At 70.4% G+C, this 23,339-nt stretch carries 23 protein-coding genes; 8 read left to right on the top strand and 15 right to left on the bottom strand.

What is annotated here, in order from left to right; all coding sequences use genetic code 11:
* Positions 1 to 166: 166 nt before the first annotated feature.
* Complete coding sequence (locus tag ACQPXD_RS13435; RefSeq protein ID WP_432838220.1) at positions 167 to 1,057, top strand: TIGR03564 family F420-dependent LLM class oxidoreductase; 891 nt, start codon at positions 167 to 169, stop codon at positions 1,055 to 1,057.
* Between the two features lie 87 nt (positions 1,058 to 1,144).
* Here ACQPXD_RS13435 and ACQPXD_RS13430 read toward each other — a convergent pair whose 3' ends face one another.
* A complete protein-coding gene (locus ACQPXD_RS13430; protein WP_432838219.1) occupies positions 1,145 to 2,419 on the bottom strand; it encodes an SDR family oxidoreductase in 1,275 nt (424 codons plus the stop codon).
* Between the two features lie 79 nt (positions 2,420 to 2,498).
* Here ACQPXD_RS13430 and ACQPXD_RS13425 point away from each other — a divergent pair, with 79 nt between their 5' ends.
* On the top strand, positions 2,499 to 3,071 hold the full coding sequence (locus tag ACQPXD_RS13425; protein ID WP_432838218.1) for a helix-turn-helix domain-containing protein: 573 nt from the start codon (positions 2,499 to 2,501) through the stop codon (positions 3,069 to 3,071).
* A gap of 114 nt (positions 3,072 to 3,185) precedes the next feature.
* Here ACQPXD_RS13425 and ACQPXD_RS13420 read toward each other — a convergent pair whose 3' ends face one another.
* From ACQPXD_RS13420 to ACQPXD_RS13390, 7 genes are all read right to left on the bottom strand, one after another.
* Positions 3,186 to 4,316, bottom strand: a complete 1,131-nt coding sequence (locus ACQPXD_RS13420; protein ID WP_432838217.1) for a metal-dependent hydrolase family protein — start codon at positions 4,314 to 4,316, stop codon at positions 3,186 to 3,188.
* Between the two features lie 194 nt (positions 4,317 to 4,510).
* Complete coding sequence (locus tag ACQPXD_RS13415; RefSeq protein WP_432838216.1) at positions 4,511 to 4,909, bottom strand: hypothetical protein; 399 nt, start codon at positions 4,907 to 4,909, stop codon at positions 4,511 to 4,513.
* Positions 4,910 to 4,943: 34 nt separating this feature from the next.
* Positions 4,944 to 5,813 (bottom strand): formyltetrahydrofolate deformylase, encoded by an 870-nt coding sequence (gene purU / locus ACQPXD_RS13410; protein ID WP_432838215.1) that lies wholly within the window; start codon positions 5,811 to 5,813, stop codon positions 4,944 to 4,946.
* Positions 5,810 to 6,406 carry a sarcosine oxidase subunit gamma gene (locus tag ACQPXD_RS13405; protein ID WP_432838214.1) on the bottom strand — a complete coding sequence of 199 codons (597 nt, stop codon included), beginning with the start codon at positions 6,404 to 6,406 and terminating at the stop codon, positions 5,810 to 5,812. The genes purU and ACQPXD_RS13405 overlap by 4 nt, the downstream gene beginning before the upstream one ends.
* Complete coding sequence (locus tag ACQPXD_RS13400) at positions 6,396 to 9,257, bottom strand: 2Fe-2S iron-sulfur cluster-binding protein (RefSeq protein WP_432838212.1); 2,862 nt, start codon at positions 9,255 to 9,257, stop codon at positions 6,396 to 6,398. Before ACQPXD_RS13400 ends, ACQPXD_RS13405 begins: the two co-directional genes overlap by 11 nt.
* Positions 9,254 to 9,574 carry a sarcosine oxidase subunit delta gene (locus ACQPXD_RS13395; RefSeq protein ID WP_432838210.1) on the bottom strand — a complete coding sequence of 107 codons (321 nt, stop codon included), beginning with the start codon at positions 9,572 to 9,574 and terminating at the stop codon, positions 9,254 to 9,256. The genes ACQPXD_RS13400 and ACQPXD_RS13395 overlap by 4 nt, the downstream gene beginning before the upstream one ends.
* Before the next feature lie 38 nt (positions 9,575 to 9,612).
* The gene (locus ACQPXD_RS13390; protein WP_432838208.1) at positions 9,613 to 10,836 is read right to left on the bottom strand and encodes a sarcosine oxidase subunit beta family protein; all 1,224 of its coding nucleotides are present in this window, start codon (positions 10,834 to 10,836) and stop codon (positions 9,613 to 9,615) included.
* Between the two features lie 183 nt (positions 10,837 to 11,019).
* On the opposite strand from ACQPXD_RS13390, the gene ACQPXD_RS13385 reads away from it, so the two are divergent.
* A complete protein-coding gene (locus ACQPXD_RS13385) occupies positions 11,020 to 12,243 on the top strand; it encodes a PucR family transcriptional regulator (RefSeq protein WP_432838207.1) in 1,224 nt (407 codons plus the stop codon).
* An 87-nt stretch (positions 12,244 to 12,330) separates the two neighbouring features.
* Here ACQPXD_RS13385 and ACQPXD_RS13380 read toward each other — a convergent pair whose 3' ends face one another.
* Positions 12,331 to 12,816: an Lrp/AsnC family transcriptional regulator gene (locus ACQPXD_RS13380; RefSeq protein ID WP_432838205.1), complete on the bottom strand. Its 486-nt coding sequence runs from the start codon at positions 12,814 to 12,816 to the stop codon at positions 12,331 to 12,333.
* A gap of 129 nt (positions 12,817 to 12,945) precedes the next feature.
* Between ACQPXD_RS13380 and ACQPXD_RS13375 the strand changes: the two genes are divergently transcribed.
* Genes ACQPXD_RS13375 through ACQPXD_RS13360 form a run of 4 tightly spaced genes read left to right on the top strand, consistent with a single transcriptional unit; the run spans position 12,946 to position 17,414 of the window.
* On the top strand, positions 12,946 to 14,046 hold the full coding sequence (locus ACQPXD_RS13375) for a thiamine pyrophosphate-dependent enzyme (protein WP_432838203.1): 1,101 nt from the start codon (positions 12,946 to 12,948) through the stop codon (positions 14,044 to 14,046).
* Positions 14,043 to 15,017, top strand: a complete 975-nt coding sequence (locus ACQPXD_RS13370; RefSeq protein WP_432838201.1) for an alpha-ketoacid dehydrogenase subunit beta — start codon at positions 14,043 to 14,045, stop codon at positions 15,015 to 15,017. The genes ACQPXD_RS13375 and ACQPXD_RS13370 overlap by 4 nt, the downstream gene beginning before the upstream one ends.
* Positions 15,018 to 15,032: 15 nt before the next feature.
* Positions 15,033 to 16,232, top strand: a complete 1,200-nt coding sequence (locus ACQPXD_RS13365) for a dihydrolipoamide acetyltransferase family protein (RefSeq protein WP_432838199.1) — start codon at positions 15,033 to 15,035, stop codon at positions 16,230 to 16,232.
* A gap of 33 nt (positions 16,233 to 16,265) precedes the next feature.
* Positions 16,266 to 17,414: an acyl-CoA dehydrogenase family protein gene (locus ACQPXD_RS13360; protein WP_432838197.1), complete on the top strand. Its 1,149-nt coding sequence runs from the start codon at positions 16,266 to 16,268 to the stop codon at positions 17,412 to 17,414.
* Positions 17,415 to 17,455: 41 nt separating this feature from the next.
* Here ACQPXD_RS13360 and ACQPXD_RS13355 read toward each other — a convergent pair whose 3' ends face one another.
* From ACQPXD_RS13355 to ACQPXD_RS13340, 4 genes are read right to left on the bottom strand one after another with little or no spacing between them, the layout of a single operon-like run.
* Positions 17,456 to 19,522, bottom strand: coding sequence for a prolyl oligopeptidase family serine peptidase (locus ACQPXD_RS13355; protein ID WP_432838196.1), 2,067 nt, complete (start codon positions 19,520 to 19,522; stop codon positions 17,456 to 17,458).
* Positions 19,523 to 19,529: 7 nt separating this feature from the next.
* The gene (locus ACQPXD_RS13350; RefSeq protein WP_432838194.1) at positions 19,530 to 20,645 is read right to left on the bottom strand and encodes an FAD-dependent monooxygenase; all 1,116 of its coding nucleotides are present in this window, start codon (positions 20,643 to 20,645) and stop codon (positions 19,530 to 19,532) included.
* A 36-nt stretch (positions 20,646 to 20,681) separates the two neighbouring features.
* Positions 20,682 to 21,482: an alpha/beta fold hydrolase gene (locus ACQPXD_RS13345; RefSeq protein WP_432838192.1), complete on the bottom strand. Its 801-nt coding sequence runs from the start codon at positions 21,480 to 21,482 to the stop codon at positions 20,682 to 20,684.
* A complete protein-coding gene (locus ACQPXD_RS13340; protein WP_432838191.1) occupies positions 21,479 to 21,622 on the bottom strand; it encodes a hypothetical protein in 144 nt (47 codons plus the stop codon). The genes ACQPXD_RS13345 and ACQPXD_RS13340 overlap by 4 nt, the downstream gene beginning before the upstream one ends.
* Before the next feature lie 95 nt (positions 21,623 to 21,717).
* Here ACQPXD_RS13340 and ACQPXD_RS13335 point away from each other — a divergent pair, with 95 nt between their 5' ends.
* Positions 21,718 to 22,341 (top strand): TetR/AcrR family transcriptional regulator, encoded by a 624-nt coding sequence (locus ACQPXD_RS13335; protein WP_432838189.1) that lies wholly within the window; start codon positions 21,718 to 21,720, stop codon positions 22,339 to 22,341.
* Between the two features lie 53 nt (positions 22,342 to 22,394).
* Here ACQPXD_RS13335 and ACQPXD_RS13330 read toward each other — a convergent pair whose 3' ends face one another.
* Positions 22,395 to 22,970, bottom strand: coding sequence for a glycosyltransferase (locus ACQPXD_RS13330; protein ID WP_432838187.1), 576 nt, complete (start codon positions 22,968 to 22,970; stop codon positions 22,395 to 22,397).
* Positions 22,971 to 22,998: 28 nt separating this feature from the next.
* Complete coding sequence (locus tag ACQPXD_RS13325; RefSeq protein ID WP_432838185.1) at positions 22,999 to 23,256, bottom strand: glycosyltransferase; 258 nt, start codon at positions 23,254 to 23,256, stop codon at positions 22,999 to 23,001.
* Positions 23,257 to 23,339 lie beyond the last annotated feature (83 nt).

The raw sequence follows: 23,339 nt of genomic DNA, 5'->3' as shown, positions 1-23,339 counted from the left end.
AGCCCGTCGGCCGTCGATCGCGCTCCGGGCAGCACCGGGCTCCCCATGCCCACCGGGCATGGGGAGCCCTGCCGCATCGGCATTTCCGGCGCGACCGATCGGCGGGTTGAATCACCGACGAACGTCCGGCGGCGCCGCGAGCCGTCGGCACCGCCGGGGAGACAGCGTGCGCATCGGGATTGTCGTGGACGAGATGGGACCGTCGCTGGAGGCGGTGGTCGATCAGACCCGCGCCGCCGCCGCGGCCGGCTTCGGCGGGGTCTGGCTGGCCCAGCGCACGGGCCGCGACGCGCTGAGCGCGCTGGCGGTCGCCGGCCGGGAGGTGCGCGGCATCGAGCTCGGCACCGCGGTGATCCCGACCTACCCCAGGCATCCCCTCGCCCTCGCCGCGCAGGCGCTGACCGTGCAGGAAGCCGCCGGCGGCCGGCTCGTGCTGGGCCTCGGCGTCAGCCACCGGCCGTTCGTCGAAGGGTGGTATGGCTACTCCTTCGAGCGTCCCGCCCGCCATCTCCGCGAATACCTGTCGGTGCTCGGTCCGCTGCTGCGGGGCGAGAGCGTGTCCTACCGGGGCGAGACGCTCACGGCGGCCGGCGCGGTCCAGGTGCCGGCGCCGCCCCCGCCCGTGCTGGTCGGCGCGCTCGGCCCGGCGATGCTGCGGGTGGCCGGTGAACTGGCCGACGGAACCATCACCACGTGGGCCACCGCGACGGCCCTCGCCGAGCACATCGTGCCGGTGATCACCAAGGCGGCGGGGCAACGCACGGCGCGCGTGGTCGCCTCCGCGCCGGTCTGCCTCACCTCCGACGAGGACCGGGTGCGCGCGCAGCTCGCGCAGGACCTCGCGATGGTCGGCCAGCTGCCCAGCTATCGCGCCATTCTCGACCGGGGCCGCGCCGCCGGCCCCGAGGACACGGTCGTCCTCGGCGACGAGAGCCGGGTCGAGCGGGAAATCCGGCGCCTGTTCGACGCGGGCGCGACCGATTTCGTGGCGGTACCGCTGGGCTCGGACGAGGAGCGGGCCCGCACCACGCAACTGCTGGCCGCACTGGGCGGATGACGGCCGGTCAACCGGCTCGAGCGTCATGCCTCGCAGCGGGACCGTCGCGACAGGATCGTCACGGGTCGCCGAGACCGAGCCGCCGGCTCAGCTCGGGTGCGGGAATGCCCGGTTCGGGAGGACCCGCTGGACGGCCTCCACGATGGAGTTCGGGCTGGTGTTGAAGCAGAGTGCGGACTCGGGGGCGTGGGTGCGCGCGATGCCGATCAGCTTTTCGAACAGCGGTGTCATGGACGGGTCGAGACGTACGCCGGCGCCGATCAGAATGACGTCGTAGTGTTTTCGGCTCACGGTGTCGCGGAAGAGTTTCTCCGTGCCCTCGTTCCGGTCGAGCAGGCAGGTTTCGAAACCCAGCCCCATGCCGGCCAGTTCGGTTTTTGCCCGGTCGAGCCCGGCACGGACCATGGCCGCGTCGACCTTCGGGAACGCCTGGCTCGGCGCGGCCGGGTCGCCGACGACACGTGGGTCCAGTCCGACGTTGAGCACGGTGGGCTGCCTGAGCCCGGCAATCAGCCCCGAGTGGGATGGCACCCAGCCCAGGGCGTCCCGAGTGGCGCGGCTGGAGACGGGGTTGTCGAGTCCTATGAGCTCGGCCAGAAATCCGAACTGCTCTGGGGCGGCCTCGGTGCTGGGCACGTTCACGCGGCCGGAGATCGCCTGGGCGATGTCGCGCAGCGCGACGCCCTCCTCCGCGACGGCGTGCAGGCGTGACCCAGGCGGCGCGGACTCGAGAGCGAGCCGGTAGAGGCGGGCGGCGTCGAGCGTGTTGACCGCCGGCCACCGGTTGCGGCCATTGCCCACGTAGCCGGAGGCGCCGTTGGCGCGAGCGATGTCGATCAGGCTGGAGACGAACCCGTAGCGGCCGTTGTGGTGCACGGCCGGGGGAAGGCGGATCACCGCTGTGCGGACGCTCCGCGAGGCGAGCGCGATCAGGACGTTCTCGGCGTCGATGCGGGGACCGCCGGGCAGGGTGTCGTTTTCGGTGAGCACGCCGGTGAATCCGGCATGCGCGAGGGCGCCGGTCGCATTCGTACCGATGAAGGGTTTGCCGGTGCCTTCCAGCGCCGCGCCGATGGCCTTGATCGCGCGCAGATCTGCCTCGACAGCGCCGGCCAGGTCGCCCGCGGCCTGGAGCGTGTGGTCGAAGGCGAGGTGGATGACGCCGTCGGCATTGCGGGCGGCGGCGCTTAGGCCGTCGAGATCGGCGAGGTCGCCGCGGTGGACCTGCGCGCCGAGCGCTTCCACGACCTGGGCGGAACGGTCGGAGCGAGCCAGGCCGATCACGGTGTGCCCGGCGGCGAGGAGTTCGGGTACAACCGCCGAGGCGATGGCCCCGGAGGCTCCGGTGACGAGGACACGCATACGCAAGGGCTCCTTGATTGCAGTTTATGTAATCATCGTACGAGCTGACTTCAGAAACTGCAATAGCTAGGCTGGGTGCATGCCACGCTGGGAACCGAACGCTGCCGGGCGCCTCCAGGAAGCCGCGCTCGACCTGTTCACCCAGCAGGGTTATGGGCGGACCACGGTCGCCGAGATCGCGGCGCGGGCCGGCGTCACCGAGCGGACCTTCTTCAACCACTTCACCAACAAGCGCGACGTGCTGTTCGGCCCGAACTCCGACCTGCTCATGCAGATCGCCGCGCGAGAGATCGCCGCCAGTCCGGCTGGCACCCCGCCGCTGGAGGCCGTCCTCCACGGGCTCCAGATTGCCGCCGATGAGCTCTTCGATGGGCTTCAGGAGCCGGCCACCCGCCGCCGGGAGGTCATCGAAGCAACGCCCGAACTGCAGGAACGCGAAGAGAGCAAACGGGCAGCGCTCGCGGTCGCGATGGCCGACGCCCTGCGCGAGCGGGGCCTGGACGAGGAGTCCGCCCGGCTGACCGCCGGCGCCGGTCTACTCGTGCAGCAGACCGCCGAGCGCCGATGGACCGAGCCCGGCGGCGGGTCCGCCTCGCTACGGCACCTGCTCGCCGAGGCCCTGGCCTCGCTACGCAAAGCCATCAACACCTGATTCACGATCGGCCAGGCCGGCGCCGCCGAGCGGCCCGTCAGCCGCGGAACCCGCCGCCGTCGAATCGCTCGGCCTCAACGGCGTCCTGGTCAACGACCACACCCATGCGCGTGATCATGTCCGGTGTCTTCGACCGGCGCCGCCTGTTCGCCTCGCAGGTGCAGCTTCATCATCAAACTTCTGAGACCTGATGTCCTTGACGACCTGGCCCGCCTTCATGACGAGCTTCACCCGGTCCGGATCCGAGAGCACGGCGGGATCGGCAAGGGGATCGCCGTCGACGGCGATCAGGTCGGCCAGCTTGCCGGGCTCGACGGAGCCGAGGTCGCCGTCAATGCCCATGATCTGCGCGTTGCCGAGGGTCGCGGCGCGCAGCGCCTCCGTGAAGCCGATGACGCGCGACTTCAATTCGATCTCCAGCGCCCGGCCGGCCTGTTCGGGACCGAGCAGATCCGACCCGGATCCGATGCGCACTCCCGCCGCTCGGGCGAGACGCAGCGCATTCGCCATCGCCTCGCCGACGCCGGCGAGCTTGTCGAGCACCTCGGCGCTCAGCCCCCAGGCGTCGCTGCGCTCGTGCATCACCGCCACCACCATGAACGTGGGCACCAGCGCCGCGCCGTGACGCGCCATCAGCTGCGCGGCCGGCTCGTCGAGATAGGTGCCGTGCTCGAAGCATCTGACTCCGGCCGCGAGCCCCCGCCGGATGGCCTCGACGTTGTGGGCGTGCGAGGTCACGTACGTGTCGCGCGCCTCGGCCTCCTCGACCGCCGCCCGCAGTTCGTCAACGGTGAAGTGGACGTCTCCGGGGCCGTCGGCGAAGGAGACCACGCCACCGCTGCCGTACACCTTGAGCTGCGTCGCGCCCCGCCGCAGGGCGGTCCGCGCCGCGAGCCGGACACCGTCGGCGCCGTCGCACACCAGTGCTCGCTGGAACAGGCCCGGTACGCACAGCGCGGCGTCGGTCATCCGGTAGGGCGTGTGGCCGCTGCCGTGGCCGCCGGTCTGGGCCAGCGCCGGCCCGGAGGGGAAGATCCGCGGTCCCCGCACGAGGCCCGCGTCAACCGCCTGGACAATGCCTCCGTCGAGACCGGCCAGGTCGCGGGCGGTGGTGACGCCCGCGTCCAGGCACAGCCCGCAGTTGCGGAAGATCCCCGCCGCGATGCTGGCCACCGACAGCAGGCCCTCGTCGCGTATGGCCGCGACCGGTAGCGCCTGCCCGAGGTGCGTGTGGGCGTCGATCAACCCGGGCAGCACGAAGTAACCCGACAGGTCCAGGTCACGGTCGTCGCCCGGACCCGGGTCCGCGGGCCCGGGCGAGATCGTCCCGAATCGCTCGCCCTGGACGGCGATGATGACGTTGCGCTCGGGTTCGTCACGGATGGCGTCGAACAGCGTCCCGGCGCGGACGGTGTACCCCAACGGATTCTCGTTCCGGTTCAGTCTGTGCGGGAGGGCAACTCGAACCGGCCGCGGCCGTTGTGCTCATACGGCTGCGATTCGGTGCTCGGTGACTCTTCCAGAAGCTCGATGATGTAATGCACGACCGGCGCGTCGCCGATGTTCCGGAGCCGGTGCGCGGGCAGCAAGGCCGTGGTGCCGACGGTGCGGAAGAGCACGAAGCCGGGCACGGGCTCGGTGATGATGCCCCAGTCGGCGTCGCCCGCCTCCTGCCCCTGCAGGGTGCCCTCCTGCGGATACAGGATGATGTGGTCGTGATGGTGCTGGTGGAATTCGCACTGCCCACCGGGTTGGAGCGTCATCTCCCAGACGCGGACCCGCGCGTTCTCGTACAGAATCACCCCTCCGACGGCGGGTGAATAGGTCTGCTCGCTCATGCTGTGCTCCTTCGTTCCAGGTTCGCGTTCAGTGTCAGTCGAAGATCACGGTACGGTTGCCGTTGAGCAGCACCCGGCGCTGGCAATGCCAGGTGACGGCGCGCGCCAGGGCGACGCGTTCGGCATCGCGTCCCGCGGCGACGAGGCCCTCGGGTGAGAGTCGGTGGTCCACTCGGATCACCTCTTGTTCGATGATCGGGCCCTCGTCCAGTTCCGGGGTGACGTAGTGCGCAGTGGCGCCGACGAGCTTGACGCCCCGGTCGTAGGCCTGATGGTAGGGGCGTGCACCCGCGAAGCTGGGCAGGAACGAGTGGTGAATGTTGATCGCTCGCCCGTCGAGGCGCTTGCAGAGGTCGTCGGAGAGGATCTGCATGTAACGCGCCAGCACGACGAGCTCGACCTGGTGGGTCTCGACGAGCCGGAGCAGCTCGGCTTCAGCGGCCGGCTTGGTCGCCGCCGTTACCGGAAGATGCACGAATCGCAGGCCCGCATCCTCGGCCAGGGCGCGAAGGTCGGTGTGGTTCGACACCACCAGGACCGGTTCGGCGGGCAGCGAGGCGGTGCGCCACCGATAGAGCAGATCGGTGAGGCAGTGGTCGAACCGGGAGACCATGATCAACACCCGGGGCCGCCGCGACGCGTCGTACAGCTGCCAGGCCATCTGAAACGCATCGCCGGTCGGGGTGAAGGCGGCGCGGAGCCGTTCCACCGTGATCCCGCCTGGCGGTCCGGTGAAGCCGGTGCGCAGGAACACCTGGCCATGGGCGGTGTCGTCGAACTGCTGGTGCTCGCTGATGTCGCAACCGTGCTCGACGACGAAGGACGTGATCGCGTGCAGGATTCCCGGCCGTTCCGGGCACCGCACCGTCAGCACGAAGTGGGAGTCCGTGGGCGCGCCGCTCATGACTCGTCGTCCCGGTACTCGGCGCAGGCGTCCAACAACCACGCCGCCGCGTAGGCCGCGTAGGAGGACTGGACCAGCAGCCGGAAATCGGTCGCCGTGTCGTCCCGGACGAGCAGCACCACGCGGGCGAGGGCGAGCAGCGTCTGCGCACACGTCCCCGCCGGGCTGACGCTCGGATGCAGGTCGATCGAGCACCCGCGGGCGAGCACCTCGGACGCCAGCGGCCCCGAGAGGTCCAGGGTGGTCCGCTGGGCCGAGACGTCGACGATCGCGCCGGCATCCGGGCCGACGGCGGCGCGCAGCGACCGCGCGAGCTCCGGCCGGCCGGCGGGCGGGGCGAGGACGAGCCACTCGCGCGGACTCATCCAGAGCACGGCGATGTCCGGGGTGGCCCGGTAGGTGCACGGCGTCGTCGGAAGCGCCGTTCCGAGCACCCCGGCGACGGCCTCGGCGGCCGGGCCGTCCGCGAACAGGTGCAACGACAGCTGCGTCAGCAGCGGCACCTCGCGCAGGGCGATACCGGCGGGCAACCGGGCGAAGGCCGACGTCCACTCCTCGAGCGGGCTGCGAGCGATGATGAGATCAGCCGTCACGGCGGGCGTTCTCCTTGTCGTACAACACCCGGTCGGTGACCGTGACCGGGATGACGGTGTCCTCCACCGGCACGTAGAGCGTCTCGCCGATCCGCTCGGATCCGCCGCGGACCAGCGCCAGGGCGAACGAGCGGTTCAGCGCGGCACTGTGGTAGCTCGAGGTGACGTGGCCCAGCATCGGCACCGGCGGCTCGGGCACGACGCTCGTCGCGATGAGCTGAGCGCCCTCGGGCAGCAGCACCCGCGGGTCGGCCGGGAGCAGGCCGACGAGGCCCTTGCGGTCGGGGCGCCGGTTCTCCGGGCGGGCGAACGACCGCCGGCCGATGAAGTCGGGTTTCTTGTCCGACACGGCCCAGGCCAGGCCGAGGTCGTGGGGCGTGGTGGTCGCGTCGCTGTCCTGGCCGATGATCGGGAAGCCCTTCTCGGCGCGGAGCACGAGCGTCGCCTCCAGGCCGTAGGGGGTGATCCCGAACGGCTCGCCCGCGGCGAGCAGCGCCTCCCACACGGACTGCGCGTGCCAGGAGGCGACGCTGACCTCGTAGGCCAGTTCGCCGGAGAAGCTGATCCGGCTCAGGCGGGCCGGCACTCCCACCACCTCGGCGTCGCGCCAGGTCATGTGGGGAAACGCCCCGTTGGACAGGGCGAGCCCGGGCGCGACCGCGGCGAGCACGTCCCGGGAGCGCGGGCCGGCCAGGGGGAAGGTCGCCCAGTGCTCGGTCACCGCGGTCAGGCTGACGCGCAGGTGCGGCCACTCGGTCTGCGACCACTCCTGCATCCAGTCGAGGACGTGTGCGGCACCGCCGGTCGTGGTGGTGAGCAGATACTCGTGCTCGGCGATCCGCGCGACGGTGCCATCGTCGATGACGACCCCGTCGAGACCGCACATCACGCCGTAGCGGATGCAGCCCACCTTCAAGCTGCTGATGAGGTTGGTGTACATCAGGTCGAGCAGCACCGCAGCGTCGGGCCCGTGAACGGCGATCTTGCCCAGCGTTGAACCGTCGGTGAGCCCGACTTGCTCGCGCACGGCCCGGCACTCGCGCGCCGTCGCGGCCGGCATGTCCTCGCCCGGCCGCGGGTAGTAGCGGGGCCGCCTCCACTGCCCCGCGTCCTGGAGCACCGCGCCGCGGGCGGTGTGCCACGCCTGCAGCGGCCCGGACCGGACCGGGTCGAACAGCTGTCCCCGGTCCCGCCCGGCGAGCGCGGCGAACGCCACCGGCATGTACGGCGGGCGGAACGTGGTCGCGCCGAGCTCCGCCACATCAACGCCCAGGAACCGGGCCAGCACACCGGTGCTGAGCATGCCCGAGGTCTTTCCCTGATCATGTGCGGTGCCGATCGTGGTGTACCGCTTGACATGCTCGATCGAGCGCATACCCGCCCCGGCGGCGCGCAGCACATCGGCCACGGTCGCGTCGCGCTGCAGGTCGACGAAGGCGGTCGCACCCCACGCCTCGTCGTCGGGATCGGGTACCGACCACAGCACCTGAGCCGGAGCTCCCGGCCCGGATGGCGGTGCGGCCGGCAATGTCGCCTCCCTGCCGCCGCGCCCGAGCGCGCTGAGCGCCGCCCGCGCGGCCTCGGCCCCGTCGCGCAGGCAGCCGTACAGCGTGAACACGCCGTTGGCCGCGCCGGCGGCCCGGACGGTCGGCCGGGGGCCCGACGGAACGAGGGCACCGATCGCCGGGTCGTAGCGCAGCGCGCCGCCGGCGTGGCTGAACAGGTGCGCCGCCGGGTTCCAGCCGCCGGACACCAGCAGCAGGTCGCAGGCGACGCCGTCGCGCGGGCCGCTCGGCTTCCCGTCCGCCCAGCCGACCACGTGCGCGTCGGTGATCCGGGTCCGGCCGGTGGTGCCGATCACCACCTGACCGGGCCGGGTCTCGATGCCGCGCCGCCGGCACTGCACGACCCAGGCGGCCGGCGCGGCGGCGCGAGCATCGATCACCGCGGCGACCCGCGCCCCGGCGTCGGCCATGTCGATCGCGGCGGCATAGGCGCTGTCGTTGGTCGTGAACACCGCCACCCGCCGCCCGGCCAGTACGCCGAACCGGTTGAGGTAGCCGCGGGCGGCGGAGGCGAGCATGATCCCCGGCCGATCGTTGTCGGCGAAGGCGATCGGCCGTTCGTGCGCCCCGGTGGCCACGATGACGTGCCGGGCCCGGATCCGCCAGACGCGCTGCCGCGACATCCGTGCCGGGGCGGACGCGCCCAGATGGTCCGTCCGTTTCTCCAGCGCCAGCACGAGCCCGTCGTAGTAGCCGAGCGCGGTCGTGCGCGGCAGCACCCGGACCAGCGGATGCGCCGCCAGCTCCGCGACCACCCGGGCGGCCCAGTCCGCCGCGGGGGCGTCGTCGAGCGTTTCGGTACCGCCGAGCAGGGCGCCACCGGCCGTTGGCTGGTCGTCGACCAGCACCACCCGGACGCCCGCGCGGGCCCCGGTCAGCGCGGCGAGCAGCCCGGCCGGCCCGGCGCCGACGACCAGCAGATCGCAATGCGCGTGGATCGCATCGTAGCGGGCCGGGTCGGGGTCCGGCGACAGCCGGCCCCGGCCCCGCAGGCCGCGCGCGATCAGCCCGTCGTACAGCTCAACCGTGGTCGCGGTGAGCATTGGCTCGCCGAACGGCTGCTCGATCTGGACGAGGGCGTTCGGCTCCTCGACACCGGCGCCGAAGATGCCGCGCGGCCGGCCGTACCTGATGCTGGTCCCCACCAGGTGCACCCCGTTGGCCAGCAGGGCCGAGGCCAGCGTGTCGCCACGGCGGCCGGTGTAGTCCTGACCGTCATAGCGGAATCGCAGCGTCTCGCCGGAAACGACCCGGCCGCGGCCCGGTACCCGCAGCGCCGGCGTCATCGAGCCGCGTCCGTCGCGCGTGGGCCGCCGGGGGCCGCGCCGGTCAGGAGCGGTGCCGCCGCGCCCGGCCGGTACACCGCGAGGATCTCGTAGGTGACCGTGTCGCGTACCGCATTGAACCACTGACGGCATCCCGCCAGGTGCAGCCACCGCTCGGCGTACGGCCCGCTCGGGTTGTCCCGGAAGTACAAAACATGCGCCCACTGCGCGTCCGTCAGCCGCGACGGGTCGGGCGGGTACGCAAGATGGGCCTGACCTCCGTAACGGAATTCCACCTCGTCGCGGGGCCCGCACCACGGGCACTCGATCAGCAGCATCACACAACTCCACAGAACAGATTGCGCCGGTCGGGCGGTCAGTGCGCGACGCCCGCGACACCGGCCGCGCCGTGCTCGGCGATCAGCGCACCGGTGGTGAACCGCTCCAGAGTGAACGGCTCGACATACGGGTGGGGCGCGTTGTGAACAACGGTGTCGGCGAGACACCAGCCGATACCGGGCGTGGCCTTGAATCCGCCGGTTCCCCAGCCGCAGTTCAGATACAGGCCCTCGACGTCGGTCAGACCCACGATCGGAGACGCGTCCGGTGACACGTCGACGATGCCCGCCCAGGTGCGCAACAGATGCGCCCGGGCGAACACGGGGAACAGTTCCACCGCGGCGGCCATCTGCCGCTCGATGATGTGGAACGCTCCCCGGCGGCCATACCCGGTGTAGGCATCGATGCCGGCTCCCATGACGAGCTCGCCCTTGTGGGCCTGCGACACGTACACGTGCACGGAACCCGACATCACCACCGTCGGATGCACCGGCTCGAGCAGTTCCGACACGAGCGCCTGCAGCGGATGACTCTGCAGCGGCAACCGGATGCCGGCCAGGCCGGCTACCACCGAGGTGTGGCCGGCCGTCGCCAACGCCACCTTCTCCGCCGAGATCGCACCCCGGGTCGTCTGTACCCGCATCACCCGGCCCCGGCGGACATCGATGCCGGTGACTTCGCAGTTCTGCACGAGATCCACGCCCAGGCGGTCCGCCATCCGAGCGAAGCCCCACGCCACATGATCATGCTTGGCGATGCCGGCCCGCGGCTGGTACGTCGCACCGTGAACCGGATAACGAATGTCCTGGGACAGATTGACGATCGGACAGACCTCCGCGATCTCGCCCGGCTCCAGCCACTGCGCGTCAATGCCGTTGAGCCGGTTCGCGTAGACCCTCCGCTTGCCCTCCTGGACGTCCTGGACGTTGTGCGCGAGTCCGAGCAGCCCGCGCTGACTGAACAGCAACGGATACTCGAGTTCCTGCTCGAGCGTCTCCCACAGCTGCAGCGAATGCTCGTAGATGCGGGCGCTCTCGTCCCATAGGTAGTTCGACCGGATCACCGCGGTGTTGCGGGCCATGTTGCCACCCGCCAGCCACCCCTTCTCCAGTACCGCGACATTGCGGATGCCGTGCCGCTTCGCCAGGTAGTAGGCGGTCGCCAGGCCGTGCCCGCCACCACCGACGATCACGACGTCGTACGACGGCTTCGGGTCCGGATTGCGCCACAGCGATGACGCATGCTCAGGCAACTCGCTCACGAGCGCGCTCGAGCGCCCCGCGCTCCCGCCTCCGTCTCCGGACATCGCCACTGCCTCGCACTCATGGGTCGGCCGTTATGTTGACCAGGCCAACGTAGCCAGGCGGGTCCGCCGCGGATAACCGAGAAACGTCAAAATGTGAGGTGGTTGTTTTTGTCAAATCAATGAGACTAGCCTCGGTCCATGATCGCGGACCTGCAGCAGCTCGTCGACAGCGTGGGCGACCGCCTCGGCCGATCGGTAGCGCTCGACGACTCCAACCTCCACATTCTCGTCACAACGACGCATCCGGGAGAGGTCGATCAGGCGCGGGTCGAGTCGCTCGTGCGCCGGGCGTTCCCGAAAGCATTCCTGCAGTACGTCGCCAGCTTCGGGGCCTGGGAGTCCCGCGACATCTTCACCCTGCCCGCACGGCCGGAACTCGGCATCGCCATCGCGCGGATCGGGATTCCCGTGCGGTACGAGAACGTCCTGCAAGGTTTCCTGTGGCTGCTGGAATCGGAAGGGCCCCTCAGCGAGACACACGCGGACCTGCTGCGCGAGACGGCCGAAGACGCGGCGCTGGTGCTGCACCGCCGGTTCCTGCTCGGCGAGCTCGAGCGCCGCCGGGAGCGGGAACTCGCCCGCGATCTGCTCACCACTGACCCGCAGCTGCGCTGCGAGGCGGCCACCAGCCTCGTCGACGAGGACCTGCTCGCCGCCGGGCCCGTCGCCGTGCTCGCCGTGACCCTGCCGCACCCCGCCGCGGAGCCGCTGGCCGACAAGGACCGGCTGGCCATCGCCGTGGGGCTGGACCGGGCGCGGCGGCGGCTTCCGGCGGGCCACGCCATCCAGCTCGAGCGGCCCGATCACGGCGTGCTGATCGTGTCGCACCTCGGCCCGAGATCCGAAGCCGGACTCACCGACCTCGGCACGATACTTCGCGACACCGTCGTCCGCGAGACCGGACGGGCGCGGCCGGAATGCTGGGTCGGCATCGGAGACAAGCGCAAGGCGCTCGCTGACTGCCATGCCTCCTACGTCGAGGCGAGGAGGGCCACCGACGTCGCCGCTGTCGTCCGGGTGCTCGGCAGCGTCGTGCACCACCGGCAACTCGGGGTCTACAGCCTGCTCGCCCGGGTCACTCCCGAGGATCTGCGCCTCAGCCTGCACCCCGGACTGCACAAGCTCCGCGATCACGACTCCGGCAACGACGGCCTGACGTCAACGCTCGAGACGTTCCTCGACAACGCCGGCAGCGCCAAACGCACCGCGGAGCTGCTGTGCATCCAGCGCGCCAGCCTGTACTACCGGCTGCGCCGCATCCAGGAGATCGCCGAGGTCGACCTGGACAACGGCGAAGACCGCCTCGCCCTGCACCAGAGCCTCAAGATCGCGCGTTTGCTCGGCCTCTCCGCGGCGCGGTGACCGCCGCGACGAGCCGATCCTGACGCGGCGCAGGCGCCTCATGCAACCGGTGGAACCGTGAGACAGTTCGACGCCACGGGCGGGAGGTCAACCCCGCCGATCGGCGCCCTCGGCGACGCGCCTGAGTAGCGGCGTGATGCGGTACGGCACCAGATCGAACATCGAGATGCCGACGCTGGTCCGCTCGACCCCGGGCACGGAGAGCACGAGCCCCGCGATGCGATACATGTCCTCGGTGTCCCGCGCGACCACCCGGATCACCAGGTCTGTCTCCCCGGCCAGGCCATGGACCTCGAGCACCTCCGGGATCTCGGCCAGGTGCCGGCCGAGGGTGCCGAGCCGATGCTGGTCGACGCGCGCGCTGATAAAGGCGGTGACGCCGTAGCCGAGCGATTCGGGCAGGACGCGCCGCTCAAACCCGCCGAGCAGTTCGCGCTCGTTCCAGCGGGCGAGGCGCGCGTGCACGGTGTTGCGGGACAGTCCGAGGCGTTGCCCCAGATCCAGGCGGGTGGCGGCCGGGTGGGCGTTGAGGTCCAGCAGCAGTCTCGCGTCGGTGCTGTCGAGCGTGGGCATGACGCCAAGTATGGCCTTTGCCGAAGAGGCAGACACCGTGCACTGTGCCCAAATTTGTTGACGACAGTTGTGCTAGACGCACGCCTGCCCGTTCCATCTGCGTATTCGTGCACGATTGGAGAACGCGTGATGAGCGAACAGCCCGAGCCGCTGTCCCTGCTCGGACCGGACCACCTGCTCGTCGCCGAGGCCGCGCTACCGTTCGGCCCAGAGCCCGTCGACGCGCCGGCCCTCTACCGCGACATGGTGCTGAGCAGGGTCGTCGACGCCGAGGCGATCATGTTGCAGCGCCAGGGCGAGCTCGGCCTGTGGCCCTCGCTGCTCGGGCAGGAGGCGGCCCAGGTCGGCGCCGCGCACGCGCTGCGGGCGCGCGACGTTGTCTTTCCGACGTACCGCGAGCACGCGGTGGCGTGGTGCCGGGGCGTGGACCCTGTGCTGCTGCTCGGCCTGTTCCGCGGCACGACGCTGGGCGGCTGGGATCCGGCCGAACGTAACTTCAACCTCTACACGCTGGTCATCGGCGCCCAGACGTTGCACGCCGTCGGATACGCGATGGGCGTGGTCCGCGACGGCGACGCGGGCACCGGCGACCCGGGCCGGGACCGCGCGGTGCTGGCATTCCTCGGCGACGGTGCACTGAGCGAGGGCGAGACCAACGAGGCGTTCGTGTGGGCCGCCGCGCAGGGCCTACCGGTGGTGTTCTTCTGCCAGAACAACCAGTGGGCGATCTCGGCGCCGTACAGCATCCAGAGCCGCGTGCCCGCCGCGGTGCGGGCCCAGGGATTCGGCTTTCCCGGCCTCCGCGTCGACGGCAACGACGTGTTCGCCTGCCTCGCCGCCACCCGGCAGGCCCTCGACCGCGCGCGCGGCGGCGGCGGCCCGACCCTCATCGAGGCGCTCACCTACCGGCGCAACCCGCACACCACCTCTGACGACGACGGCCGCTACCGCACCGCCGCGGAGAACGCCTCGTGGGCGGCGCGTGACCCGATCGTGCGCCTGCGCCGCCACCTCGAAGCGACCGGCCAGGCGGAGGCACCCCTGCTGCGGGGCCTGGACGGCGAGCAACGAGAACTGGCCGAGCGGCTGCGCGCCGGGTGCCGTGCATTGCCGGAGCCCGATCCGCGTTCCCCGTTCAGGCACACCCTCACCGACATGACCGCGCACCTGCGGCGCCAGCTGCAGGGACATCTGGCGCACCTGGCGGCGCAGGACGGGAGCGCGGCATGAGCGGCGTGGCGCTGGCTCATGCGCTGAACCGTGGCCTGCGCGCGGCGCTCGAGGCCGACCCGCGCGTGTTGCTGATCGGCGAGGACATCGGCCGCCTCGGCGGCGTGTTCCGCGTGACCGACGGGCTGCAGAAGGACTTCGGCGGTGACCGCGTGATCGACGCGCCGCTGGGGGAGGCAGGCATCGTCGGCAGCGCCGTCGGCCTGGCGATGGCCGGGTACCGGCCGGTTTGCGAGATCCAGTTCGACGGGTTCGTATTCCCGGCAGCGAACCAGATCATCACGCAGCTGGCGAAGTACCGGCACCGCTCGGAGGGCCGCGTCGGCCTGCCGGTCGTCGTGCGCATCCCGGTCGGGGGCGGCATCGGGGCGATCGAGCACCACTCCGAGTCCCCGGAGGCGTACTTCGCCCACACCGCCGGGCTGCGGGTCGTCTGCCCGTCGTCGGCCCAGGACGCGTACGACCTCATCGGACTGGCGATCCGCAGCGACGATCCGGTGATTTTCCTCGAGCCCAAGCGGTCGTACTGGCTGAAAGGTCCGCTGCAGCAGCGGCCCGCCCCAGCGCCGATGGATGCGGCACGCATCGTGCGAGAGGGCGACGATGTGACCCTGGTCGCGTACGGCGCGCTGGTGCCCGTGGCGGTCGAGGTCGCCGCCGTTTGCGCTGAGGAGGGCCGCTCGATCGAGGTCGTGGACCTGCGGTCGCTGTCGCCGATCGACGACGACACCATCGCCGGGTCGGTGGTCAAGACCGGCCGCCTGATCGTCGCCCACGAGGCGTCCAGCACGGCCGGGCTCGGCGCGGAGATCGCCGCGCGGGTGCAGGACGAGCTGTTCTACTCGCTGGAGGCGCCGGTCGTCCGGGTGACCGGCTACGACACGCCCTACCCACCGAGCCGGCTCGAGGAATCGTGGCTGCCGAGCGTCGACCGGATCCTCGACGCGGTCGACCGCGTGCTGAGCTACTGAAGGAGTCCCTGAGCGATGTCCACCCTCCAGGTGTTCCGCCTGCCCGATGTCGGCGAAGGGCTCACCGAGGCCGAGATCCTGATTTGGCATGTCGCACCGGGCGACACCGTGGCGGTCAATCAGGTCGTCGTCGAGATCGAGACGGCCAAGTCGGCGGTGGAGCTGCCCAGCCCGTACGCCGGCCGGGTCGCCGAGCTGCACGCGGCGGCCGGCACCACGATCGCCGTCGGCGCTCCGCTCATCAGCATCAGCGCTGACGCCATCGAACCGCTGAAGCCGGCCGACGCCGGCCCCGAGGAACCCACGCTCCTCGTCGGCTATGGCCCGAAGGAGTCAGGGAGCCGGCACCGCCGGCCACGGGCGAAGCCACCGGTGCGCAACCTCGCCAAGGAGCTGGGTGTCGACCTGCTGCTCGTCCCGCCCAGCGGACCGGAGGGAACCGTCACCCGCGCGGACGTCACCGAGTTCGCCACCGGTCGTGACGCCGGCCCGCCATCGGCAGACGTGGCCGCCGAGGTGCGCATCCCGGTGCGAGGCGTGCGCCGGCAGACCGCCGCCGCGATGGTCGCCTCCGCCTTCACCGCGCCGCACGTCACCGAGTTCGTCAGCGTCGACGTGACCCGGACGATGGAACTGCGGACCACCGTCGGGCGCCGCCCGGAGTTCGCCGACGTCCGGCTGACTCCGCTCGTGTTCGTCGCCCGGGCGCTGCTGCTCGCCGTGGCGCGGACGCCGGAGGCAAACTCCCGTTGGAACGAGGCGGCACAGGAGATCGTCCAGCTGCGCGAGGTCAACCTGGGCATCGCCGCCGCCACGCCCCGCGGTCTCGTCGTACCGAACATCAAGAGCGCGCAGCGGCTGACCCTGCACGGGCTCGCCACTGCGATCCAGGAGCTGGCCACCGAGGCGCGGGCGGGCCGCACGACACCGGCGGCGATGGCACGGGGCACCCTCACGATCACCAACGTCGGCGTGTTCGGCGTCGACACCGGCACCCCGATCCTGAACCCGGGCGAGGCCGCCATCCTGGCCATCGGCGCGATCCGCCGCCGGCCGTGGGTCGTGGAGCGGGACGGGACGGAGGAACTCGCCGCCCGCTGGGTGGCCGAGCTCGCGCTTTCCTTCGACCACCGGATCATGGACGGCCAGCAGGGCTCAGCGCTGCTCGCCGACACCGCCGCCATGCTCACCGAGCCCGGCCTGGCCATCCTCTGACGGCAACCCATCACAGCAACGGAGGGCAGAACCATGGCCGTTGAGCGGCTCATGCCGACCGAGGAGTCGGCCGCGCTCATCGAGCTGACCCGCAGCATCGTCGACAAGGAACTCCGGCCGCGGGCCGACGCCGCCGAACGGGCCGGGACCTTTCCCCGGGAGGTCTTCACCACCCTCGGCCGAGCCGGTCTGCTCGGCCTGGCGTATCCGGAGTCCTACGGTGGCGGCGGCCAGCCGTACGAGGTCTATCTCCAGGTCATCGAGGAGATCGCCGCCGGGTGGGCAAGCATCGGCGTGGGCGCGAGCGTGCACACCCTCGCCTGCTTCGGGCTGTTCCACGCCGGCACCGCGCAACAGCGGGAGCGCTGGCTACCCGGCCTGATCGGCGGCGAGCAACTCGGCGCCTACTGCCTGTCGGAGGCGCACGCCGGCTCCGACCCCGCGGCGATGCGCACCCGGGCGGTCCGCGACCGAGACGGGTACGTCATCACCGGCGCCAAGGCATGGACCACCCACGGCGGACACGCCGACTTCTACACGGTCATGGCCCGCACCAGCGACACGGGCGGCAAGGGCATCTCCTGCTTCCTGGTGTCCGCCGACGCGCACGGACTCAGCGTCGACACCGCCGAGGACAAGATGGGCCTGACCGGCTCTACGACGGCGACCATGGTGTTCGACGGTGTCCGGGTGCCGGCCGAACGGCGCCTCGGCGCGGAGGGCGAGGGCCTGCCGATCGCCCTGGCCGGACTGGACTGCGGACGCCTCGGTATCGCCGCCGTCGCGACCGGCGTTGCCCAGGCGGCCCTGGACGTGGCGGTGGGCTACGCGCGGGATCGCGAGGCATTCGGCCGACCGATCATCGAGCACCAGGGCCTGGCGTTCCTGCTGGCCGACATGGCGGCCGCCGTCGAGTCCGCCCGCGCGACCTACCTGGCGGCAGCGCGGGCCAAGGACGCCGGGCAGCCGTTCGGCCGGCTGGCGTCGATCGCGAAGCTCGTCGCGACCGACAACGCCATGCGGGTGACCACCGACGCGGTGCAGGTCCTCGGCGGCGCCGGCTACACCAGGGACTTCCCGGTTGAGCGGTACATGCGCGAGGCCAAGGTGATGCAGATCTTCGAGGGCACCAACCAGATTCAGCGGCTCGTCATCAGCCGCAGCCTGCAGCGCGGCCGCTGACCAGTAGAGGCGCTCCTCACTCTCGAATGGTGCAGTGCCCCTTACAGGCGGACACCGAGTTCGTTCAGAGCAAAGGCCAGCCATTCGGTCTCTTGCGCGATCTCGACCGCGACGGGCGTTGCCCAGCCGTGTCCCGCGTCGTTCCAGATGTGAAGCAAAATCGGCGCGTTCCCCGCCTGCGCCGCCTGCATCCGGGCGGCCCATTTCCGGGCCTGCCACGGCGGGCACCGCGGATTGTTGACGCCGGCATCGACGTACACGGCGGGATAGTCGGTGCCATCTCGGACGAGGTGGTACGGCGATATCGACATCAGATGCGCGACGCCGTCCGCGTCGGCCGTCTCGCCGAACTCCCGTACCGTGACGCTGAGATACGACGACCGGAATGCGCCGAGGAGATCCGTGATCGGTACCCGGGGAACTGCTACCCGCCACAGCGACGGTCGCTGGGTCACCGCGACGCACGCGGTGAGTCCTCCGTTGGAGAAGCCCGTCAACCCGAGCGCGGAACTCGACGTGGTACCGCTCGCGATGAGGTCCTCGGCGACCGCGTAGAGATCGTCGTACGTGTTCTGCTTGCAGTCACGGCGCCCTGCGTTCCACCAGGCGAGGCCGAACTCTCCCCCGCCGCGCAGGTGTGCGTGCACGTAGGTCCCACCTGCGTCGACGATGACCCCCGCCTGCATCTGGTACACCGGCGAGAGACCAACGTTGAAGCCACCGTGCGCGTAGACCAGCGCCGGCCGGTCCGGCCGTCCGGCCACGTCGGACCGCGAGACGACGTGGTACGGGACGCGAGTCCCGTCCGCCGACGTGACCCACCGATCCTCCACGGTCACGCCGTCGAGCCGCACCGCGGGTTCGCGCAGCACGTCGAGCCGGTTGGCGGAGCGGTCATGCCGATAGACACCCCACGACGCCGTGAAGGTCGCGAACGGAAAAACGAAGTGCTCCTGGCCGGCGCGGGCCACCAGTTGCATCAACGGTTGCGCCTGCTCGCCCACCGCACCCTTGCCGGGGAGTTCCAGACGGCACACCTCGGCGCCGTCAGGCGAGATCACCCGCACGCGTGAGTAGGTGTCGATCCACTCCGACACGTAGAGCTCACCGCCCACGCGGGTCGTACCGCGGATGACCGCATCCGACTCTCGGACGATTTCGCGCCACGTTCCAGGATCGGCCGGGGCGACGGAATCCATCGCGACCGAGACCATTCGGCCTCGGTCGGCGCCGACCGTCGTCACCGCCACGTAGTCGTCGCCGACGATGTGTCCGTAGAACGCGCCGTCCGCCACCGTGACGAACGGCTCCCACTCTCGTCCCGAGGCGGTCAGCCGACAGCGAGCGAGGGCAACGGGTGCGCGCCGGCCACCCACTGCGGTTGCCCAGCGTCCGTCGTCGGAAATCTGGACGAGGATGTACTCCCGGAAGTCCTCCGGCAGCGGGACCTTCTCGGGTTCCGTTGCGGCAGGTTCGCCGAGCCGGTGGTAGAAGACCTCCTGCCGAAAATCGGACAGCGGACCGACGAGGGCCAGGTAGAAGAATGCCTTGGAGTCGGGAAGCCACACGACGCCACCGACCCAGCCGTCGTGCAGGACGCGTTCGATGCTGTCCGGGAGCCGCGCCCCGGTGCGCACGTCGTACAACGCGATCTGGTTGTGTTCGCTCCCGTCCCGGCAGATGCCGACGGCCAGGACCTCGCCGTCCGGGGACGGGGCGAACCACGGCAGGGACGGGGGCTCGGAGCCGAGTTCCTCGGCAGGGAACTCGACGACGATCCGTTCGTCCCGATACGGCTCGCGCCCGACCACCACGCGGGTCACGCCCTCCACGACCTCGGATCGGAACCATCCGGACTTCGTCTGAACCGGAACGTCGGCGAACCGTGGGGCCCGATGCCGCAGCACCGACTCGCGCACGGCGTCCAGCTGTCCCCTGTCCCGCACGTAGCGTGCCGCCAGCGCTGCTTGTTCCGCCTGCCACTGGCGGGTCTCATCGCTGTCGTCCTCCAGCCAGCGGTAAGGGTCTGGAATCGTCGATCCGGCGAGCTCATCGGCAGCCTCGCACACACGCGTCAGCGGCCGGGTGTATTCGGTATCGGGCCCCATCGGCGCGCTACTGACCGACCGCGACCGGCTGGAGCAGCTGGTTCCGCGCGATGATCGCCTCCTGCGTGGGTGGCACGAGCAGCGCACCACCACCCTTGACCGTGCCCTGGGCGAATTCGACATAAGGCCGTTGGCGGGCCTCGTATCGCGGGAACGCCGTGACGTGGTCTCCGTCCGATCGCTCGAGCTCCTCAGCGAGGAACTGAGCCCCGGTCATCGCCAGGGACGTGCCCCGGCCCGCGAGAGGGGATGCGCAGTGGGCGGCATCGCCCACGAGCGCGACCCGGCCCCGGTGCCAGGTGGGCATGTGAATCTGGCTGATCGAATCGAAGTAGATATCGGGATCGGCGCGCACCGCGTCGAGGATCGTCTGGACCTTCCACGAGCGGCATTCGGCGAACTGGCCGAGCAGGATAGTCTTCTGCGCTTCGACGTCGCGGTAGTCGTAGGCAATGGGATCCGACGCGAACATCAGGATACCGATTGCCCTGTCCTTGAACCGGCCGATGCCGGCCAGGTGCCCGGGATAGCTGTACATGGGACTGATCCGCTCGGCTTCGGCATCAGCCTCGCCGGGCATGTCGACGATGGCGACGTAGAGACCGAGATACCGAATCCAGTCCTGCTCCGGACCGAACACGAGCCGCCGCACCACCGAGTGCATACCGTCGGCGCCGAGGACGACATCGAAGCTCTCCGAATTGCCGGAAGCGAACCCGACATCCACCCGGTCGTCGTGCTCGGCGATCGAGTTCACCGACTCGCCCAGCCGCAGGTCCACGGTTTCAGGCAGCGCGTCGGCCAGGATCCGGGACAGGTCCTCGCGGGCGATCTCGATGTCGTCGGGCGAGTCGCCGATGTCGTCGGGCAACCGGCCGACGGCCGCGCCGTCCTCGTCGACGAAATGCACCTGCTCGGTCATTCGGATACGCGCGTCGCGGACCGCGGGCAGGATGCCCATTTTCTCGGCGACCTCGATCGCATCGCCGCGGACGTCGATGGGCGAACCGTTGCCCCGGAGCCGATCCGCCCGCTCGACGATCGTGACGTCGTGACCTCGCATCCCGAGATCACGGCCGAGTGACAGGCCGGCGACGCCCGCGCCGGAGACAAGAATTTTCATGCGATCTCCACAACAGTGATGATGAGCCGGGGACACTTACCGCGCTGACTGCGACGGGTGGGCGAGCACGAAATCGCGGAGCAACTGGGCGGTTTCTCGCGCGAACTCCATCGTGATTCCGTGGCGCGCCCCCGGAATCACCTCCAGCCTCGCCCCAGGGATCGCGTCGGCGATCTTCTGTCCGATTTCGGGACGAGCCGCGGGATCGTCCTCGCCGTAGATGAGCAGTGTCGGCGCCGTGATCTCGGGTAGGCGTTCGGTGAGGTCGAAGCCTGGGATCGCGGCCAGTCGCCGCGCATCCGCCTCCGGTGAGCGGTGGACCAATATCGACCGGAGTTCGGCCACCAACTTCTCGTCCGCTTGCCCGCGTTCGGACAGCGCGAAGGCGAGCATCTGCGCATCGCGCTGCGACGGCGACAACTCCATGATCTCGGAGGCCACCGGTGCTTGCAGGGCCGAGGCGTCGGAGAAGGTGGCGCCGACCGTCAGCGATTGCACGACGTCGGGCGCCGATACCGCGACCTGCAGGGCGATGAAGCCACCGAACGAGGATCCGAAGATGTGCGCTCGTTCGTACCCGAGTCCCCTGATGAGCGCGGCGCAATCCTCGGCCAGGTCGGGGAAGCCGTACGGGTCGGGCGGGTTGACCGACGCTCCGGAATCGCGCTGGTCGTAGGCGATCGCACGGATGCCGTCACCGAGCAGGGGCCGGAACGTGTCGTACTGGATGTGGGTGCTTTCGCCGCCGTGCAGCAGAATCACCGGCTCGCCGGCACCGGACTCCGCGTAGGCGATCTCGATCTCGCCGGCCTTTACCGTGTTCAGCGCGGTGGTCATGCCTGCGCCCCGCAGTTCCCGTCGACGAACGTTCCCCGGCCGTTGGTCTCCCCGGGCCGGCGCGTCATCGACCAGACGCGCACGGGGTGGTCCTCGAACACCAGGGTGTCGCCCGGGGCGCTCGGATAGGTGGATTCCACAACGCTCACATCCTTAAAAGAGACTGATAGTCGCTTTTAAACTAGCCGCGATCCACCCTGGTGTCTACAGAGAGGCAGATGTGAAAATCAGAGGCGTGCCGGAGAACGTGGAGACCGCAGAGACGACCGACGCCGGCACACGCCCGGCAGCCCGACCGGGCGGCCGCAACGCTCGGGTGCGGTCGCAGATCCTCGCGGCGACGACGGAGCTCGTCGCCCGAAACGGCGTTGCTGGCCTGCGCTACGAAGAGATCGCCGAACTCGCCGGAGTCAACAAGAACAGCGTCTACCGCAACTGGCCGGACCGCGCCGAACTCGTCAGCGACGCGCTGCTGCAGTACGCGGAGGACTTCGCACCTCTGCGCGACTCCGGCAACCTCCGCCGCGACCTGGTCGACTTCTTGATGGTGTTCTCCGAGCGTCTGTCGAGCTCGATCGGCCGGGCCCTGTCGCAGGCCGCCATCGCGGCTCCCGGGAACTCGGATCTCGATGAGGCCGTTCGGGTTGCTTACGACCAACGGCTCGACACCGTCCGCCGGCGGTTCGACAGCGCCGTCGACAAGGGCGAAATCCCCCCTGTTGACACCTACTTCCTCACCGAACTGCTGTCCGGGCCGGTGTACCTATACATCAACCGGCGACGCCGCCCCTTCACCCGCGAGGTGGCCGAGAAGATTGTCGACATCGTCTTGGCCGGCATCCACGCCACCACACCGTAGGGTCCGATCAGCTACACGTGCGAATGCAGGGGCCTTCCTCCGGCTCCGGCCGGTCAGGTCAGCTCGGCGATCGCGGCCTCGAGTGCGTCGGCCGGGTCGAGGTCGGCGAGTTGGGATTGCAACCGGGCGGCGGCGTCGCGGAACGACGGTTCGTCGCGAACCCGAATGACGGCGGCGCGGATCGCGTCGGCGGTGGGGTGGCCGGTGTGCAGGTTGATGCCGGTGCCGGACCACTCCACGCGCAAGGCGATCGCCGGCTTGTCCTCCGAGTCGCCGGCGACGATCAGGGGCACGCCGTGGCTGAGAGCCTTCAGCACGCCGCCGTAGCCGCCGTTGGTGACCAGGACGTCGGCGCGCGGCAGGAGCAGGTCGAACGGCACGAACGTGGTCACCCGCACGTTGTCCGGCACCTCGGCGAACGGCGCGCCGGAACCGCCGGTCGTCACGATGACCAGGGCGTCGAGGTCGGCCAGGGCCCGCATCGCGGGCTCCAGCAACGCGGTGCGGTCCTCGTTGGCGAGGGTGCCCTGGGTCACCACGACCACCGTTTTGGCGTCGGGCAGCTCCGGCCACCACGGGGGCAGGTCCCCGCCCGGCATGGGCGGCCGCGGCGTCCCCGCGAAACGCACGAGCGTGGGCAGGTCGGCCCGCGGGTATTCAAAGCCGGGCGGGCACAGCTGCAGCAGCCGGTCCAGGAGCGTAGCGCCCCTGCTCCTCGGCGAAGACCGACGGGTGAACCGCCGCGTCCCCGGCGAACGACACAAACCGCATCCCGGCCGCCTCGATCGACGGACCGAAGACTTCGTGCGTCAGGAACGTCACGTCATGACCGCGCAGCACCATCTCGGCGCCGACCTCCCGCAGCGGCGTCACGTGACCCAACAGTGGAACGGAGACGAACAACAACCGCGTCATGGGCGCAATGATGACAGTTGATACGTGCAACCAACATGCGGGCCGACGCGCGCCCGAGCTCTTTCGACATGAGTCGAATGCCC

Source organism: Dactylosporangium sp. CA-092794 (genome assembly GCF_050948465.1).
Classification (GTDB): domain Bacteria; phylum Actinomycetota; class Actinomycetes; order Mycobacteriales; family Micromonosporaceae; genus Dactylosporangium.
This window is presented reverse-complemented; position numbering and strand designations above follow the sequence as displayed.

Excerpts from the sequence above, each read along its gene's own strand:
- ACQPXD_RS13360 (WP_432838197.1), top strand. The coding sequence starts at position 16,266 with ATGGCCGTTGAGCGGCTCATGCCGACCGAGGAGTCGGCCGCGCTCATC.
- ACQPXD_RS13365 (WP_432838199.1), top strand. The coding sequence starts at position 15,033 with ATGTCCACCCTCCAGGTGTTCCGCCTGCCCGATGTCGGCGAAGGGCTC.
- ACQPXD_RS13415 (WP_432838216.1), bottom strand. The coding sequence starts at position 4,909 with ATGAGCGAGCAGACCTATTCACCCGCCGTCGGAGGGGTGATTCTGTAC.
- purU (WP_432838215.1), bottom strand. The coding sequence starts at position 5,813 with ATGAGCGGCGCGCCCACGGACTCCCACTTCGTGCTGACGGTGCGGTGC.
- ACQPXD_RS13400 (WP_432838212.1), bottom strand. The coding sequence starts at position 9,257 with ATGACGCCGGCGCTGCGGGTACCGGGCCGCGGCCGGGTCGTTTCCGGC.
- ACQPXD_RS13385 (WP_432838207.1), top strand. The coding sequence starts at position 11,020 with ATGATCGCGGACCTGCAGCAGCTCGTCGACAGCGTGGGCGACCGCCTC.
- ACQPXD_RS13350 (WP_432838194.1), bottom strand. The coding sequence starts at position 20,645 with ATGAAAATTCTTGTCTCCGGCGCGGGCGTCGCCGGCCTGTCACTCGGC.
- ACQPXD_RS13355 (WP_432838196.1), bottom strand. The coding sequence starts at position 19,522 with ATGGGGCCCGATACCGAATACACCCGGCCGCTGACGCGTGTGTGCGAG.
- ACQPXD_RS13325 (WP_432838185.1), bottom strand. The coding sequence starts at position 23,256 with ATGACGCGGTTGTTGTTCGTCTCCGTTCCACTGTTGGGTCACGTGACG.
- ACQPXD_RS13370 (WP_432838201.1), top strand. The coding sequence starts at position 14,043 with ATGAGCGGCGTGGCGCTGGCTCATGCGCTGAACCGTGGCCTGCGCGCG.
- ACQPXD_RS13375 (WP_432838203.1), top strand. The coding sequence starts at position 12,946 with ATGAGCGAACAGCCCGAGCCGCTGTCCCTGCTCGGACCGGACCACCTG.
- ACQPXD_RS13345 (WP_432838192.1), bottom strand. The coding sequence starts at position 21,482 with ATGACCACCGCGCTGAACACGGTAAAGGCCGGCGAGATCGAGATCGCC.
- ACQPXD_RS13425 (WP_432838218.1), top strand. The coding sequence starts at position 2,499 with ATGCCACGCTGGGAACCGAACGCTGCCGGGCGCCTCCAGGAAGCCGCG.
- ACQPXD_RS13380 (WP_432838205.1), bottom strand. The coding sequence starts at position 12,816 with ATGCCCACGCTCGACAGCACCGACGCGAGACTGCTGCTGGACCTCAAC.
- ACQPXD_RS13430 (WP_432838219.1), bottom strand. The coding sequence starts at position 2,419 with ATGCGTGTCCTCGTCACCGGAGCCTCCGGGGCCATCGCCTCGGCGGTT.
- ACQPXD_RS13395 (WP_432838210.1), bottom strand. The coding sequence starts at position 9,574 with ATGCTGCTGATCGAGTGCCCGTGGTGCGGGCCCCGCGACGAGGTGGAA.